This window comes from Stappia sp. MMSF_3263 (genome assembly GCF_030733745.1).
GTDB lineage: Bacteria > Pseudomonadota > Alphaproteobacteria > Rhizobiales > Stappiaceae > Stappia.
Genome location: NZ_JASHIK010000025.1, coordinates 1 through 15386, shown reverse-complemented (window position 1 = coordinate 15386; position 15386 = coordinate 1). Strand labels below are relative to the sequence as shown.

13 protein-coding genes and 1 pseudogene are annotated in these 15386 nt (G+C 66.7%); 9 read left to right on the top strand and 5 right to left on the bottom strand.

Going from position 1 to position 15386, the window contains the following annotated elements:
• Positions 1 to 3 precede the first annotated feature (3 nt).
• The gene (locus RBB46_RS20380; protein WP_306030881.1) at positions 4 to 555 is read right to left on the bottom strand and encodes an RNA methyltransferase; all 552 of its coding nucleotides are present in this window, start codon (positions 553 to 555) and stop codon (positions 4 to 6) included.
• Positions 556 to 743: 188 nt separating this feature from the next.
• On the opposite strand from RBB46_RS20380, the gene RBB46_RS20375 reads away from it, so the two are divergent.
• The gene (locus RBB46_RS20375; RefSeq protein ID WP_306030880.1) at positions 744 to 1718 is read left to right on the top strand and encodes an NADPH:quinone oxidoreductase family protein; all 975 of its coding nucleotides are present in this window, start codon (positions 744 to 746) and stop codon (positions 1716 to 1718) included.
• Between the two features lie 42 nt (positions 1719 to 1760).
• Here the strand turns inward: RBB46_RS20375 and RBB46_RS20370 are convergent, their stop codons facing one another.
• Complete coding sequence (locus RBB46_RS20370; RefSeq protein ID WP_306030879.1) at positions 1761 to 2564, bottom strand: exodeoxyribonuclease III; 804 nt, start codon at positions 2562 to 2564, stop codon at positions 1761 to 1763.
• Positions 2565 to 2800: 236 nt separating this feature from the next.
• On the opposite strand from RBB46_RS20370, the gene lysM reads away from it, so the two are divergent.
• Positions 2801 to 3238 (top strand): peptidoglycan-binding protein LysM, encoded by a 438-nt coding sequence (lysM, locus tag RBB46_RS20365; RefSeq protein ID WP_306030878.1) that lies wholly within the window; start codon positions 2801 to 2803, stop codon positions 3236 to 3238.
• Between the two features lie 160 nt (positions 3239 to 3398).
• The gene (locus tag RBB46_RS20360; protein ID WP_306030877.1) at positions 3399 to 4121 is read left to right on the top strand and encodes a GH25 family lysozyme; all 723 of its coding nucleotides are present in this window, start codon (positions 3399 to 3401) and stop codon (positions 4119 to 4121) included.
• A 55-nt stretch (positions 4122 to 4176) separates the two neighbouring features.
• Here RBB46_RS20360 and RBB46_RS20355 read toward each other — a convergent pair whose 3' ends face one another.
• A complete protein-coding gene (locus tag RBB46_RS20355) occupies positions 4177 to 5376 on the bottom strand; it encodes a hypothetical protein (protein WP_306030876.1) in 1200 nt (399 codons plus the stop codon).
• A gap of 163 nt (positions 5377 to 5539) precedes the next feature.
• A complete protein-coding gene (locus RBB46_RS20350) occupies positions 5540 to 7585 on the bottom strand; it encodes a protein meaA (protein WP_306030875.1) in 2046 nt (681 codons plus the stop codon).
• A 370-nt stretch (positions 7586 to 7955) separates the two neighbouring features.
• Between RBB46_RS20350 and ccrA the strand changes: the two genes are divergently transcribed.
• From ccrA to RBB46_RS20335, 3 genes are all read left to right on the top strand, one after another.
• On the top strand, positions 7956 to 9251 hold the full coding sequence (gene ccrA, locus RBB46_RS20345) for a crotonyl-CoA carboxylase/reductase (RefSeq protein ID WP_306030874.1): 1296 nt from the start codon (positions 7956 to 7958) through the stop codon (positions 9249 to 9251).
• A gap of 213 nt (positions 9252 to 9464) precedes the next feature.
• Positions 9465 to 9983, top strand: coding sequence for a CAP domain-containing protein (locus tag RBB46_RS20340; RefSeq protein WP_306030873.1), 519 nt, complete (start codon positions 9465 to 9467; stop codon positions 9981 to 9983).
• Positions 9984 to 9994: 11 nt separating this feature from the next.
• On the top strand, positions 9995 to 11623 hold the full coding sequence (locus RBB46_RS20335) for an acyl-CoA synthetase (protein WP_306030872.1): 1629 nt from the start codon (positions 9995 to 9997) through the stop codon (positions 11621 to 11623).
• On the opposite strand, the gene uraH is transcribed toward RBB46_RS20335, so the two are convergent.
• On the bottom strand, positions 11620 to 12153 hold the full coding sequence (gene uraH, locus RBB46_RS20330; RefSeq protein ID WP_336623187.1) for a hydroxyisourate hydrolase: 534 nt from the start codon (positions 12151 to 12153) through the stop codon (positions 11620 to 11622). The genes RBB46_RS20335 and uraH overlap by 4 nt on opposite strands.
• Positions 12154 to 12249: 96 nt before the next feature.
• Between uraH and uraD the strand changes: the two are divergent.
• From uraD to RBB46_RS20315, 3 genes and pseudogenes are all read left to right on the top strand, one after another.
• Positions 12250 to 12750 (top strand): annotated as a pseudogene (uraD, locus tag RBB46_RS20325) (2-oxo-4-hydroxy-4-carboxy-5-ureidoimidazoline decarboxylase); the annotation flags it as partial.
• 56 nt (positions 12751 to 12806) lie between these two features.
• Entirely contained in the window at positions 12807 to 13820 is a 1014-nt protein-coding gene (alc, locus tag RBB46_RS20320) for an allantoicase (protein ID WP_306030871.1), read from the top strand.
• 149 nt (positions 13821 to 13969) lie between these two features.
• On the top strand, positions 13970 to 15367 hold the full coding sequence (locus RBB46_RS20315) for a uracil-xanthine permease family protein (protein ID WP_306030870.1): 1398 nt from the start codon (positions 13970 to 13972) through the stop codon (positions 15365 to 15367).
• Positions 15368 to 15386 lie beyond the last annotated feature (19 nt).

The following is a 15386-nucleotide window of genomic DNA, read 5'->3' as shown; positions in this document are numbered from 1 at the left end:
TCTTCAGCCGTCGTTTCCGGGAACCTTGCGCCCCGTGCGCATGATCGGGCCGCCATGCTTGTGCGCCGGGCGCGGTGTCTTCGGACCGCCGGCGGTGAGCGGGCGTTCGGCATACTGGCCGTGCACCCGGTGCCGGTCGTAGAGCACGATGGCGCCGGCAACCGCGATGTTCAGGCAGAACTTGGTCGGGATCTTGATGATATGGGCGCAGGCCGCCTGCATCTCCGCCGAGAGGGAGCCGCGCTCGGGGCCGAGCACATAGGCCGCCTGCAGCGGATGCATGAAGCTCGGCAGGTCGACGGCGTCGTCCGTCAGCTCGATGCCGACGAGCTGGCAGCCCTGCGGCAGGTCCATCTCCGGGATGGCGTCCCAGTGGAACAGCGGCAGGTGGCCGGTGCTCTTGGAGGTGTCGGAGGGCGGCGCCTTGCGGATCCGGCTGTCGGCGTCGACGGTGAAGAAGAAGCTGGCGCCGAAGGCATGGGCGGAACGCATCAGGTTGCCGAGATTCATCGGCTTGGAAATGCCTTCCGCGCCAACGGCGAAGTAACCGCGCATATGGGTGTCCTTGTCATCGGGCCGGCTCGGTGGGCCGGTTCCGGCCGCCGGCCCGTCGGGGAGGGTCGTCCGGGTGCCCGGACATAGCGGCCTCCGCCGCGCCTGACAAGATTGCAACCACTCGTCGTCTTTCACGCACTTCCCGGCCGTGCTAACCGGAAGGCGGGGAAAAGTGGGGGAACGAACACGTGAAAGCTGTGCTGTGCGAACGTCTCGGCGGGCCCGGGACCCTTGTCCTGCGCGATCTGGAGATGCCCGAACCGGGGTCGGGCGAGGTGCTTGTCCGGGTTGCGGCGGCGGCGCTCAATTTCTTCGACACGCTGATCATCGAGGGCAAATACCAGTTCCGCCCCGAGCTGCCGTTCTCTCCGGGAGCGGAGTTCGCCGGCCAGGTGATGTCCGTCGGCGAGGGGGTCGAGCTGTTTGAGCCCGGTGACCGGGTGATGGGCTACGTCCGCTGGGGCGCGGTGCGCGAGGCGGTGATCGCCACGGAGGACGACCTCGTGCTCCTGCCGGACGGGGTGAGCGAAGAAGTGGCGGCCGGGCTGACCGTCACCTATGGCACGGCGCTGCATGGGTTTCGCGACCGGGCGCGGCTCGAAGGCGGTGAGAGCGTTGCCGTGCTCGGCGCCTCGGGCGGCGTCGGGCTTGCCGCCGTCGAGGTCGCCAGGGCGATGGGCGCGCGGGTCATCGCCTGCGCCTCGAGCGCGGAAAAGCTGGAACTGGCCCGCGCCCACGGCGCCGACGAACTGGTCAACTACACCGAGGAAGACCTCAAGACCCGGCTGAAGGCGCTCACCGACGGCTGCGGTGTCGATGTGGTCTACGATCCGGTCGGCGGGGCCTACGCGGAAGCTGCGCTGCGCGCGACCGGCTGGCGCGGGCGCTACCTCGTCGTCGGTTTCGCCGCAGGCGAGATCCCGAGACTGCCGCTCAACCTGGTCATGCTGAAGGGGTGCGACGTGCTCGGCGTGTTCTGGGGCGATGCCATCATCCGCGAACCTGAAAACCATCGGGACAACATGGCGCAACTGCTCGCCTGGGTCGCGGAAGGGCGCATCGTGCCGCATGTGCATGCGGTCTATCCGATCGACGAGACGGCGCGGGCCCTGGGTGAGCTGTCGGAGCGCCGGGCGCAGGGCAAGGTCGTCATCCGCCCGTGAGGGCGGGCGGCCGCGCCGTTTTTCGCTTCCGGCTTTCTGGGCTCAGGCTTCCAGGCGGACCATTACCGGCGCGTGGTCGGAGGGCTGCGTCCAGCCGCGGGCATCGCGCAGCACCTGCATGGAGACCGCCTGGGCGGCGAGCGCCGGACTCGTCCAGACATGGTCGAGGCGGCGGCCCTTGTCGGCGGCCGACCAGTCCTTCGCCCGGTAGCTCCACCATGTGTAGAGCTTTTCCTCGACCGGGACGAACTGGCGCATGAGGTCGGTGAGGCCGGCGGCGCCGCGCACCGCCTCCAGCTTCTCGCACTCGATCGGCGTGTGGCTGACGATCTTCAGGAGCTGCTTGTGTGACCACACGTCGTGCTCGTAGGGCGCGACATTGAGGTCGCCGACAATGATGCTGTCGCCGGAAAGGGCCGAGAACCGCTCGCCCATCTCGTCGAGAAAGGCGAGCTTGTGGGCGAACTTGTCGTTGATCTCCGGGTCCGGCTCGTCGCCGCCGGCCGGCACGTAGAAGTTCTGCAGCGTGAAGCGGCCTCCGCCGAAGGCGATGCCTGTCGAAAGGTGCCGGCTGTCGCCCTTGGCGCAATAGTCGATCCGCTCCTCGTCGAGAAAGGGGCGACGGGAGATCGTCGCGACGCCGTGATAGCCCTTCTGGCCCTTGATCGCGATGTGTTCGTAGCCGAGCTTGCGGAAGGCGGCGAGCGGGAAATTGCCGTCGGCGCACTTGGTTTCCTGCAGGCAGATCACGTCCGGCGCATGATCGAGGATCAACTTCTCGACGATCGGCAGGCGCAGGCGCACCGAGTTGATGTTCCAGGTGGCGATCGTCAGGCGGTCGGTCATGGGCAGGTCCCGGAAAGAGGCGCGAGAAGGAAACGGTTGCCGTCTGATTGCCAGTTGCGCGCCCGGCTTGCAAGGCCGGCGGCGGCCCATGCGTGGCCTGTATCCGCGCCGCGGCGGATATCTGTGTTCTCCGTCACATGAATTGGCGCTTGCGGCCTGTATTGACTGCGGTCGACACTGGTTGTCGAAAGGCGCGGGCTGTCCGCGCCGTGGCAGGACAGAAGGGGAATCACCAGATGGGCTTTTTTGATTTCGTGAAGGATGCGGGCAAGTCCCTGTGGGGCAGTGACGAGCCGGAGGCCGATGCCGCCGCCGCGATCGAGAAGGAAGTGGCGGCGCTCGGCCTCGACGGCGACGTCAAGGTCCAGGTCTCCGGCGACACGGTGAAGATCGCCGGTGCCGCGCCGACGCAGGAAGCGCGCGAGAAGCTCATCCTGGCGGCCGGCAACGTGCTCGGCATCGCCAAGGTGGAAGAAGAGATCGCGGTCTCCGAGGCCGCCCCCGAAGCCGGCTTCCACACGGTGGAGAAGGGCGACACCTTGTGGGCGGTCTCCAAGAAGGCCTATGGCGACGGCTCCAAGTACATGGCGATCTTCGAGGCCAACAAGCCGATGCTGTCCGACCCGGACAAGATCTATCCGGGCCAGGTGCTGCGCATCCCCGCGCTCGGCTGAGCCGCCCTCGGCGCTCTTTCGATCACGATTGCGTGAGGCCGCGCCGAAAGGCGCGGCCTCATCCCATTTCCGCTGCCCTCGATTGGTAAGCGATTCCTTAATTCTTTGGCCATAAGGTCCGGCCCTGGTTGGAAGGGGGCTTTGGACCAAAGAGAGAGCGATGTTTGCGCGCGTGTTGTCCGCTATCTGCATGATGTTCGTCGCCGCCTGCGCGGCTTTCGATTTTCCGGACCCGACGCCGGAGGATTTCGCCATCCATGGCATCGACGTCTCCCGCTACCAGGGGGATATCGACTGGAACCGGGTGAAGCGGGCGGGCACGGAATTCGCCTGGATCAAGGCGACCGAGGGCGGCGACTATGTCGACCCGAAATTCATGGACAACTGGCTCCTGGCCAAGGCAGCCGGCGTGCCGCGCGGCGCCTATCACTTCTATTATTTCTGCCGGCCGGTGGAAGAGCAGATCTCCTGGTTCATCCAGAACGTGCCGGTCGACCCGCAGGCGCTGCCGCCGGTGCTCGACATGGAGTGGAACGCCCACTCCAAGACCTGCCGCGAGCGGCCGCCGCGCGGTCAGGTGATCGCCGACATGCGCAAGTTCCTGGAAGCGGTCGAGGCGCATTACGGCAAGCGGCCGGTGATCTATTCCTCCGTCGACTTCCACCGCGACCGGCTGGTCGATGCCAAGCACCGCTACGATTTCTGGCTGCGCTCGGTGGCAAGCCACCCGGACCGGAAATACGAGAAGCGCAAGAACTGGGTGTTCTGGCAGTACACGGCGACCGGCCGCGTCGACGGCATCAACGGCAATGTCGACCGCAACGTCTTCTTCGGCACCCGCTCGCAGTGGCGCCAGTGGCTGAAGGGCGAGTTGAACAAATAGGTATGGGCGAACGTTGGGCGCGGTGCGGGCGGCAGAGGCTGCTCCACCCGCGCGATCAGTCGATGGTGTCCATGGCGACGGGCTCGTCCATAGTAGAGTAAATTGGTCCCAATTGAAAAATAAGCATTACCGACTCTCTATCAGGCGCAATCATCAGCGCGAATCTCTTCGCGTCTGAGTGTATTTCAATTTTTTTGCGATTTTTTCTTTCGCCGACTGGCTGTTTCACATGGTGCTCGTAGGATCTATCATAGTGCCATAAATTGAACGAGCAGCTTGAGATCCCTTGCCTTGACTTGTCGATATATGCACCGCCTCTGCTAGGAACTATGGGGTGCATGGAGTTGTATAGTTGAAGTGCCCGTCGCACGCCTTCTTCCGAGGTAGATTCTGCTCTCAAGGATGTCCTGTTCAGACTTTGCGCAGCGAAGAACCCTCCTTCAAAGTTCAGGCTGGTGGCGATGTCTCCCAACGCGCTGCGGACTTCGTAAAATCTTCCGTCATTCGGGAGGCTGTCCACCCAGGGCTCCAACGTCGGCCATTGGTCCCAGTTGCCACGGTCTAGGGATAGGGCGGCAAAGCAGGTCATACCGGGTGCGGGTGTCTTCGGTCGATCCGGGTCCAGCCACGAGGGGGCGGAGATGGGTTCGTCGTGTCCTTTCGCTCGAACTCGGGCCACGGGGCGCAGATCGGGACTTTCCCTTGCGGCTCGCACCTCAGACAGCTCGAATGCCTTTTTGTCCGCTCGTTCCAGCGGCTGAACGCGAACGAACTCCACATGACTGTCCTGTCCCGCAAGACTTGGACGGGTCGAATAGTATTCAATCTGCTCCAGCCGCTGCCAATTGTCGGTCCACAGCACCGGAACGATGTCACTGGGAACGAGAGGCGGGGGGCGCTGCTGCGCGCCTTCAGGACTGGCTGCCCAGGCGCACGCCAGCGGTACGCGGACATAGACCGCGGCATCACTGCCGGGAACCTTGGCACCTAATACGGGAGGATTGACGTAGCTGTGGTGGGTCCAGCCTCCTGGATTTGCAGACGTGCTCCACGAACGGGTTCCAGTGCATTTCACCACCCGCTCGATGGTGACAGGCACACCATCGACTTTCACATCCACTGCATACCGAAAGTAGGCAGGAAATCGCGGATCATCGCATGCTGCCGCCAGGAGCAGGGCGGCAAGGCTCAGGGCGGCCACCGTGCGGCGCGGCGGAGCGAGGCGCGGGCGTCGGGTCTTCTGGTTGTCTTGCAAGGGCATGGCGGCCTGACGGTGGAGCGAACTCCTGCCTTCATGCCTTGCCGGTGCGATGCGCGCAAGGCGTGTATTTCTGCACCCGTTGCGTGCGGTCGTTCAAACCGCGGACAGGCTTAACCGCAGGTTCCTTTTGGCATCTGTTCCCCCGGCCCCGACCTCCTCACGCCGCCGCTTCCGCCCGCGCGCCGACGATCTCCACCACTTCCGTCATGATGTCGGTGAGCTGGAAGTTCTTCGGCGTGTAGACGGCGGCAACGCCCATCGCGCGCAGGCTGGCGGCGTCTTCTTCCGGGATGATGCCGCCGACGACCAGCGGAATGTCATCGATGCCGGCGGCGCGCAGCCGCTCCATCACGTCGCGCACCAGGGCCAGGTGCGAGCCGGAGAGGATCGACAGGCCGATGACATGGACGTCCTCCTCCAGCGCCGCGTTGACGATCTGTGCCGGGGTCAGGCGGATACCCTCGTAGACGACCTCCATGCCGCAGTCGCGGGCCCGCACGGCAATCTGCTCGGCGCCGTTGGAATGGCCGTCGAGGCCGGGCTTGCCGACCAGGAACTTCAGCCGCCGGCCGAGCCTGGCCGACACGCCCTCCACCGCCGCGCGCACCGGGGCAAGGTCCTGCGCATCGGCACGCGCCGCCTTGCCGACGCCGGTCGGGGCCCGGTATTCGCCGAACACCTCGCGCAGCGCCGCGCCCCATTCGCCGGTGGTGACGCCGGCCTTGGCCGCCGCGATCGACGGCTCCATGATGTTGGCGCCCTCGCCCGCCGCGCGTTTCAGCTCGGCGACGGCTCCGGCCACGGCGCCCTCGTCGCGCGCCTCGCGCCAGGTCTTGAGCGCCGCGACGGCCTCCGCCTCCACATGTTCGGGCACGGTCAGGATGCCGCCGTCCTCGCCGGTGGCGAGCGGCGAGGGTTCGCTCTCGGTGAAGCGGTTGACGCCGACCACCACCTGTTCGCCGGCCTCGATGGCGGCAAGGCGGGCGGCGTTCGAGGCGACCAGCGCCTGCTTCATGTAGCTCGATTCCACCGCCGCGATCGCCCCGCCCATCTCCTCGATGCGGGCAAGCTCCTCGCGGGCTTCCGTTTTCAACGCCTCGACCTTCTCGCCGATCACCGAGGAGCCGTCGAAAATGTCGCCGAATTCGAGCAGGTCGGTCTCGTAGGCGAGGATCTGCTGGACGCGCAGCGACCATTGCTGGTCGAAGGGGCGCGGCAGGCCGAGCGCCTCGTTCCAGGCGGGCAGCTGCACGGCCCTTGCACGGGCGTTCTTCGACAGCACCACGGCCAGCGCCTCGATCAGGATGCGGTAGACGTTGTTTTCCGGCTGCTGCTCGGTCAGCCCGAGCGAGTTGACCTGCACGCCGTAGCGGAAGCGGCGGTAGCGCTCGTCCGCAACGCCGTAGCGGGCGAGGCAGATTTCGTCCCACAGCTCGGCAAAGGCGCGCATCTTGCAGATCTCGGTGATGAAGCGCATGCCGGCATTGACGAAGAAGGAGATGCGGCCGACCGCCTGCGGGAAGTCGCTGGCGGGAATGGCGCCGGATGCCTTCACCTCGTCGAGAATGGCGATCGCGGTCGCCAGCGCGAAGGACAGCTCCTGCACCGGCGTCGCGCCGGCCTCCTGCAGGTGGTAGGAGCACACGTTCATCGGGTTCCACTTCGGCATGGCGCCGTAGGTCCAGGCGATGACGTCGCGGGTCAGGCGCAGCGAGGGTGCGGGCGGAAACACATAGGTGCCGCGCGACAGGTATTCCTTGACGATGTCGTTCTGCGTCGTGCCGGAAAGCAGCGTCCGGTCGGCGCCCTGTTCGTCGGCGGCCGCCACATAGAGCGCCAGCAGCCAGGGGGCGGTGGCGTTGATCGTCATCGAGGTGTTCATTCGCTCCAGCGGAATCTCGGCAAACAGCGCCCGCATGTCGCCGAGATGGGCGATCGGCACGCCGACCTTGCCGACCTCGCCGCGCGCCAGCGCGTGGTCCGGGTCGTAGCCGGTCTGGGTCGGCAGGTCGAAGGCGACCGAAAGGCCCGTCTGGCCCTTGGCGAGATTGTTCCGGTAGAGGCGGTTGGAATCGCGCGCGCTCGAGTGGCCGGCATAGGTGCGGAAGATCCACGGCTTGTCGCGCCGGACCGTGCCGGCGGCCGGTGCCGTTGCGGCTTCCGGGGCGGCCTTGGTGGGGGTGGGGGTGGTTTTTTCGCCCATGGAACACTCCTCGCGCCATCGTGCCCGTGGCGGCGGCCATGAGGGGCCGCAGGACCGGGCATCTTGCTGATTTTTCTTGGCTCCCCGTCTCCCGCCGGGTGAGCCATCCTCCCGAAATCACGCCGCCTGGGGCGCTCGCACTCGCACTATTTCTAGGTGCAATGCAAAAACACTCTTGGGCAAATGCGCCAATTAAGCAATAGTCCAATAGCGCAACACCATTTTTTCGCACGATAGTTTCGTGGATGGGCGCATCGGACGGCTTTGGCATGATGCGTTGCAGCATGAAGGTAACGAGAGACGGCGTTGCGAACGGGATGTGCGGTCACCGCATCCAGGACGAGTTGAAAAAACGGGAGGACATGCTGGAATGGGCAATGCTCAGCAGGCAAACGACAATCGCGAGGCGGAGGATCGCCCGGTGAAGGACCTTTACGAGATCGGCGAGATCCCGCCGCTCGGCCATGTGCCGAAGACCATGTATGCCTGGACCATCCGGCCAGACCGGCACGGGCCGCCGGAGGAGGCGATGAAGCTCGAGGTGGTGCCGACCTGGGAGCTGGACAGCAACGAGGTGCTGGTCCTGGTGATGGCCGCCGGCGTCAACTACAACGGCATCTGGGCCGGCCTCGGTGAGCCGATCTCGGTGTTCAAGGTGCACGACACGCCCTTCCACATCGCCGGATCGGATGCCTCGGGCATCGTCTGGGCCGTCGGTTCCAAGGTGAAGCGCTGGAAGGTCGGCGACGAGGTCGTCATCCACTGCAACCAGGACGACGGCGACGACGAGGAGTGCAATGGCGGCGATCCGATGTTCTCCTCCTCCCAGCGGATCTGGGGTTACGAGACGCCGGACGGGTCGTTCTCGCAGTTCTGCCGGGTGCAGTCGCAGCAGCTGATGCCGCGGCCGCAGCACCTGACCTGGGAGGAGGCCGCCTGCTACACGCTGACGCTGGCGACCGCCTACCGCATGCTGTTCGGCCATTCACCGCACCAGTTGCGGCCGGGTCAGAACGTGCTCGTGTGGGGCGCCTCGGGCGGCCTCGGCGTCTTCGGCATCCAGCTCGCGGCGGCGGCCGGCGCCAATGCCATCGGCGTGATTTCCGACGAGGACAAGCGCGACTACGTGCTCTCGCTCGGGGCCAAGGGCGTGATCAACCGCAAGGACTTCAACTGCTGGGGCCAGATGCCGACGGTCAACTCGCCCGAATACAATGACTGGCTGAAGGAGGCACGGCGCTTCGGCAAGGCGATCTGGGAGATCACCGGCAAGGGCAACGATGTCGACATGGTGTTCGAGCATCCCGGAGAGGCGACCTTCCCGGTCTCCTGCCTTGTGGTCAAGCGCGGCGGCATGGTGGTGTTCTGCGCCGGCACGACCGGCTTCAACCTGACCTTCGACGCCCGCTACGTGTGGATGCGGCAGAAGCGCATCCAGGGTTCGCATTTCGCCCATCTGAAGCAGGCCTCGGAGGCCAACAAGGCGGTGATGGACCGGCGCATCGACCCGTGCATGAGCGAGGTCTTCCCATGGGAGGACATCCCGCGCGCGCATACCAAGATGTGGAAGAACCAGCATGCGCCGGGCAACATGGCGGTGCTGGTCAATGCACCCACGACGGGCCTGCGTACGTTTGACGACGTGCTGGCGGCGGGCGCGAAGTAGCGCCTCCCGCGAAGCATCCCGCGACAGGCAGAGCCCGGCCGCGCCGGCGGCCGGGCTCTGCCGTCAACGCTTTTTCAATCGCGAGGGCTTAAGGGATAGGGCGCGTGGCCGCGACGCGGGCCGCGCGCCGGACGCCCGGCCGGAAGATGCCGGTGCGCGGTCCGGCCTCCCTTTTTCCTCGCCCCGCGGCGTGCGGGGCATTATGAGGGCATCATGACCTCTCGTCTCAGTCTTGCCTGTCTTGCCCTGACCGGGCTGCTCGTGGCCGCCTGCATGCCCGAGCGCAGCGTCGTGCCGCCCTACTACAAGGACATGGCGCGGGTCGACGCCGCCGTCGACGCACCGTCCGCGCAGCAGATGATTTCCAGCTACCGCCAGTCGAACGGCGCGGGATCGCTGACCATCGATCCGGCCCTGATGCGCGCCGCGCAGGCGCAGGCCGCCGCCATGGCCCGGGCCGGCGACGTGAAGGCGTCGCTGTCCGCCGGAAACGGCCTTGCCGCCCGGCTCGGGGCCGTCGGCGAAACCAACACCTATGCGGTGGAAAATGTCAGCGCCGGCTACCGGACGTTGGCCGAGGCCTTTTCCGGCTGGCGCGATTCGCCCAAGCACAACGCCGTCATGCTCGACGACAGGGCGACGCGAATGGGCATCGCCACGGCCTATGCATCGGGCTCCAAGCACAAGGTGTTCTGGTCGCTGGTGCTGGCCGCCCCGCCCACGGCCCGCTGAGGGGCGGCATCGTGCTTGAGCCTGCAGCGTCCTTTTCCGAGCTGACCGACCGCTTCCGCTGGCAGGTGCCTGCCACCTGCAACATTGCCGAGCTTGCCTGCGGCCGTTTCGCGGTGCGCGAGCCGGAGCGGATCGCGCTGCTGCACCGGCGGGCGGACGGGGAGACGGAGCGCTGGAGCTACGGCGCGCTGCAGGCGGCCTCCGGCCGCTTCGCCAATGCGCTGGCGGCCAAGGGCGTGACCCGGGGCGAGCGGGTGGCGCTGCTGCTGCCGCAAGCTCCCGAGACGCTGATCGCGCATCTTGCCATCTACCGGATGGGCGCCATCGCGGTGCCATTGGCCAGCCTCTTCGGCGCCGAGGCGCTGCGCTACCGGCTGGAGCATTCGGGCGCGGCGGCGATCGTCACCGACGCGGCCGGGCTTGCCAAGCTCGAGGCGCTGGGCGATGCCTTGCCGGAGCTGCGCCTGCGCATCGTCACGGGTGAGGTGGCGGGCGCGCTGCCGGAAGGCACGTCTGGCTTCGACGCGCTCCTTGCGGCAGCCCGCGAGGATTTCGAGACACTGGCGACCGGTCCCGACGATCCGGCGCTGATGATCTATACATCCGGCACGACCGGCCAGCCGAAGGGTGCGCTGCACGGTCACCGGGTGCTGCCCGGTCACATGCCGGGCATCCAGATGTCGCAGGATTTCATGCCGCAGCCGGGCGACATCCTGTGGACGCCGGCCGACTGGGCCTGGGCCGGCGGTCTTCTCAACGCGCTGTTTCCCGCTCTCAGCCTCGGCGTGCCGGTGGTCTCCCACCGGTTCGAGAAGTTCGATCCCGAACGGGCCTTCGCCCTGATGCGGGATCACGGCGTGCGCAACGCCTTCATCCCGCCGACGGCGCTGAAGATGATGCGCGCCGTGTCGCGGCCGCGCGAGCGCTTCGAGCTGGCATTGCGCAGCCTCGGCTCGGCCGGGGAGGCGCTCGGCCGCGAGGCCTATGACTGGACGCGGGACGAGTTGGGGATCACGGTCAACGAGTTCTACGGCCAGACCGAATGCAACGCCGTCATCGGCTCCTGCGCCGCCATTGGCGTCAGCCGGGCAGGGGCCATCGGCAAAGCCGTTCCGGGCCACGAGGTGGCGGTCCTTGGCGAGGACGGCGCGGTGCTCTCCGCCGGCGTGCAGGGGCAGATTGCCGTGCGCCGACCCGATCCGGTGATGTTCCTCGGCTACTGGAACGATCCCGCCGCGACGGCGGCGAAGTTCATCGGCGACTGGATGACGACGGGCGACCAGGGCGTCATCGACGAAGATGGCTATGTCCATTTCATCGGCCGTGACGACGACATCATCACTTCGGCCGGCTATCGGATCGGCCCGAGCGAGATCGAGGACTGCCTGCTCGCCCATCCGGCGGTGCGGCTGGCCGCGGCCGTCGGCAAGCCGGATCCGCTGCGCACCGAGATCGTCAAGGCCTTCATCGTGCCGGCCGACGGCGTCGTGCCGGACGAGGCGCTGGCCGAGGAGATCCGGGGCTTTGTCAGGACCCGGCTTTCGGCCCACGAATATCCGCGCGAGGTCGCCTTTGTCGACGCGCTGCCGATGACGACGACCGGCAAGGTCATCCGCCGGCTGCTGCGCGAAGAGGGCTAGCTGCCGCGATAGGTCGCGTAGCCGAAGGGCGACAGCAGCAGCGGCACATGCAGGTGCGACTTGTCCCCGTTTGCCCCGGAAAACACGAAACGGACCGGAATTTCGCGCAGAAACGGGCCTATTTCTGCGTCATTTTTGCGAATTTTTGCTGAGTTTTGCAGATATTGCACGCAATCGAAGACAATTTCGTAGCAACCGGGGACAAGTTCGCCTTTCGCCAGGAGCGGTGCGTCGGTGCGTCCGTCGGCGTTGGTGACGGCCTCCGCCAGACGGATGCGAGCCCCGTCGGGAGCAAGCCGGTCGACCGTGACCGGGATGCCCCGGGCGGGGATACCGCGCGCCGTGTCGAGCACGTGGGTGGTGAGATATCCTCCCTCCGCCGGTGCCATGTCTTGTCCTGCCATCGCGTCGATCTCCTGCCGCCGATCCGTCGGCGGCGATCCTGACTGCCGGGGCATGCGCGGCCAAGCCGGGGGCGGGCGGATATCTCTTTCAAGAAAATTTTGAAAGAGGCGGTGATTGTTTTGCATTACCAATAGACGAACGCTGTTCCTGCGACCCTGAAACGGGAGAGCCCGGTGAGTTCGAGCACGCATCCGCCGTCGTCGCCGTCGTCCGCACCTGCGCCTTCGCGCATGGAGCGCGATGCCTTCGTCGTTCGCTTTGGCGGCGTCTTCGAGCATTCGCCCTGGATCGCCGAGCGGGTTCATGCGGCAGGCCTGGGACCGGATGCCGACAGTGCTGACGGGCTGCATGCGCGGCTGGTGGCGCAGTTCCGTACGGCAAGCGAGGCCGAGCGGCTCGGCGTGCTCAAGGCCCATCCCGACCTTGCCGGCAAGCTTGCGGCGGCAAGGCGGCTGACGGCCGAATCCACTGGCGAGCAGGCCTCGGCCGGGCTCGATGCGCTGACAGATGCTGAACGCGCCCGCTTTACCGAGCTCAACGAGCGCTACACCGCCCGCTTCGGCTTTCCGTTCATCCTGGCGGTGAAGGGGCGCGGCAAGGCCGAGATCCTGGAAAATTTCGAGGCGCGAATCGGCAACGACCGCGAGAGCGAATTCGCCACCGCCTGCGCCCAGGTGGAGCGGATCGCGCTGCTGCGGCTCAAGGACATGCTTCCCGGCTGAGGCCGGACCCCACTCGAGCGCCCGAAACCGCGCCGTATTACACGAGGACCGACGACATGACGTCTCACCAGCCGGACGAGCGTCCGGATTTCGCCCGCAAGGACATCAACCTCGCCTCCGCCGGTCTCGGCGCCGTGGCGGTCTCGGTGACCGACGACTTCTTCGCCGAGGTTTCGCGGATGCTCGCGGACGATGCGGCGGTGTTCTATCCGGACCGCTACGACGACAATGGCAAGTGGATGGACGGGTGGGAATCGCGCCGCCGCCGGGGACCGGGCCATGACATGGCCGTGGTGCGGCTTGCCGCGCGTGGCCGGATCACCGGCTTCGATGTCGACACGGCGCATTTCACCGGCAACTACCCGCCGGCCTGCCGCATCGAGGCGGCCTCCTGCGCCGGCGATCCGGACGGGTCGACCCAGTGGACCGAGCTGCTGCCGATGTCGCCGCTCGGCCCCAGTGCCCACCACTATTTCGCCTGCGCCAATGCCGGCGTATGGACCCATGTGCGGCTGCACATCCATCCCGACGGCGGCGTCGGTCGCTTTCGCGTCTACGGCCGGCCCGAACTCGACCGGGCGGCCGCCGGCGGGGCGGAACTCGATCTTGCCTCGGCGCTCAACGGGGCGCGGATCGTTGCCTTTTCCGATGCCCATTACGGCGCCTATCACAGGATGCTGGCCCCGGGGCGCGGTCTCAACATGGGCGACGGGTGGGAGACACGACGTCGCCGCGAGCCGGGTCACGACTGGATCATCGTCGAGCTGGGCGCGCGCGGCACGATCGCGCGGGCCAGCGTCGACACGGCCTTCTACAAGGGCAATTTCCCGGAAAGCTGCTCGATGCAGGCGGCGGATCTGGGCGCCATGACCGGCGATCTCGACCAGGCCATCGTCACCTCGTCGATGTTCTGGGAAGAGCTCGTCGGGCGCACGAAGCTCTCCGCCGACGCGATCCACGACATCGGCACGGATGCGATCAGGCCGCTCGGGCCGGTTACGCATGTGCGGCTCAACATCCATCCCGACGGCGGCATCAGCCGGCTGCGGCTTTTCGGCAGGCTCGCCTGAGGCGGACGGGCCAGCTCACACATGGTTTGAATCCGACCGGAGAACCGGCGTCCGTATGAGGAAGCGGACAAAAAGCCGGCTCCGGTCATTCCAAGGAGACAACGAGAACGGCGCGAAAACGCGCGACCTTCCAGAAGGAGACTGAGGGAATGGCCGTCGATCAATCGATCGGAACCCCGGAGCAATTGCGCGATCCGGACTACACTCCGCCGCTTGCCAAGGCGGTGCCGCTGGGCATCCAGCACGTGCTGGCGATGTTCGTCAGCAACATCACGCCGGCGATCATCGTCGCAGGCGCCGCCGGCTTCGGCTTCGGCACGCCGGGCGTCGTCGATCTCATCTACATGATCCAGATGTCGCTGCTCTTTGCCGGCATCGCCACCCTGTTCCAGACCATCGGCATGGGCCCGGTCGGCGCCCGCCTGCCGGTGGTGCAGGGGACCAGCTTCGCCTTTCTGCCGATCATGATCCCGCTGGTGGCGGGCAAGGGCGTCGACGCGATGGCGGCCCTGATGGGCGGCGTCGTCATCGGCGGGCTCTTCCATGCAACGCTCGGCACGGTGATCGGCCGCATCCGCTTCGCCCTGCCGTCGCTGGTGACCGGGCTGGTGGTGCTGATGATCGGCCTGGCGCTGGTCAAAGTCGGCATCCAGTATGCCGCCGGCGGGGTGCCGGCGATCGGCACGCCGGACTATGGCAGCCTGCAGAACTGGGGCGTGGCGCTTGTCGTCGTCGCCGTGACGCTGGGGCTGAAATTCTTCACAAGGGGCATGTGGTCGGTGGCGGCCGTGCTGGCCGGCCTGATCGTCGGCTATGCGGTCGCCTTCGCGCTCGGCATGGTGAGCTTCGCCAATGTCGGCCGCGCCGGCTGGTTCTCGCTGCCCGATCCGTTCCACTTCGGCTTCGCCTTCGACTGGGCGGCGGTGATCGGCTTCGGTCTGATGGGTATCGTCTCGGCGATCGAGACGGTGGGTGACGTGTCGGGCATCGCCAAGGGCGGCGCCGGGCGCGAGGCGAGCGACAAGGAAATCGCCGGCGCCACCTATGCCGACGGTCTGGGCACGGCCGCCGCCGGCATTTTCGGCGGTTTGCCGAACACGTCCTTCAGCCAGAATGTCGGCCTGATCGCCATGACCGGCGTGATGAGCCGGCATGTGGTCACCATCGGCGCGATCTTCCTGATCGTCTGCGGCCTGGTGCCGAAGGTCGGGGCGATCATCTCGACCGTGCCGATCGAGGTGCTCGGCGGCGGCGTCATCGTCATGTTCGGCATGGTCGCGGCGGCTGGCGTCAGCATGCTCGCCGACGTCAACTGGAACCGCCGCAACATGGTGATCTTTGCCGTGTCGCTGTCGGTCGGGCTCGGGTTGCAACTTGAGCCTGGCGCCCTGCAACACCTGCCGGCAACGGTGAAGGTGCTCCTGACCTCCGGCCTGCTGCCGGCGGCGGGGCTTGCCATCATCCTCAACCTGGTGCTGCCGGACGAGATCGTCGCCGAGCAGACGGAGGAAATCTCCGGCGGCATGCGCGGCCAGAAGACGAACTGAGACGGGGCGGCCGGGGCGC

What these genes read in the sequence shown, in the direction of transcription:
- RBB46_RS20350 (WP_306030875.1), bottom strand. Translation starts at nt 7,585, where the DNA reads ATGGGCGAAAAAACCACCCCCACCCCCACCAAGGCCGCCCCGGAAGCC.
- uraH (WP_336623187.1), bottom strand. Translation starts at nt 12,153, where the DNA reads ATGCAAAACAATCACCGCCTCTTTCAAAATTTTCTTGAAAGAGATATC.
- RBB46_RS20340 (WP_306030873.1), top strand. Translation starts at nt 9,465, where the DNA reads ATGACCTCTCGTCTCAGTCTTGCCTGTCTTGCCCTGACCGGGCTGCTC.
- RBB46_RS20380 (WP_306030881.1), bottom strand. Translation starts at nt 555, where the DNA reads ATGCGCGGTTACTTCGCCGTTGGCGCGGAAGGCATTTCCAAGCCGATG.
- RBB46_RS20370 (WP_306030879.1), bottom strand. Translation starts at nt 2,564, where the DNA reads ATGACCGACCGCCTGACGATCGCCACCTGGAACATCAACTCGGTGCGC.
- alc (WP_306030871.1), top strand. Translation starts at nt 12,807, where the DNA reads ATGACGTCTCACCAGCCGGACGAGCGTCCGGATTTCGCCCGCAAGGAC.
- RBB46_RS20360 (WP_306030877.1), top strand. Translation starts at nt 3,399, where the DNA reads ATGTTTGCGCGCGTGTTGTCCGCTATCTGCATGATGTTCGTCGCCGCC.
- ccrA (WP_306030874.1), top strand. Translation starts at nt 7,956, where the DNA reads ATGGGCAATGCTCAGCAGGCAAACGACAATCGCGAGGCGGAGGATCGC.
- lysM (WP_306030878.1), top strand. Translation starts at nt 2,801, where the DNA reads ATGGGCTTTTTTGATTTCGTGAAGGATGCGGGCAAGTCCCTGTGGGGC.
- RBB46_RS20315 (WP_306030870.1), top strand. Translation starts at nt 13,970, where the DNA reads ATGGCCGTCGATCAATCGATCGGAACCCCGGAGCAATTGCGCGATCCG.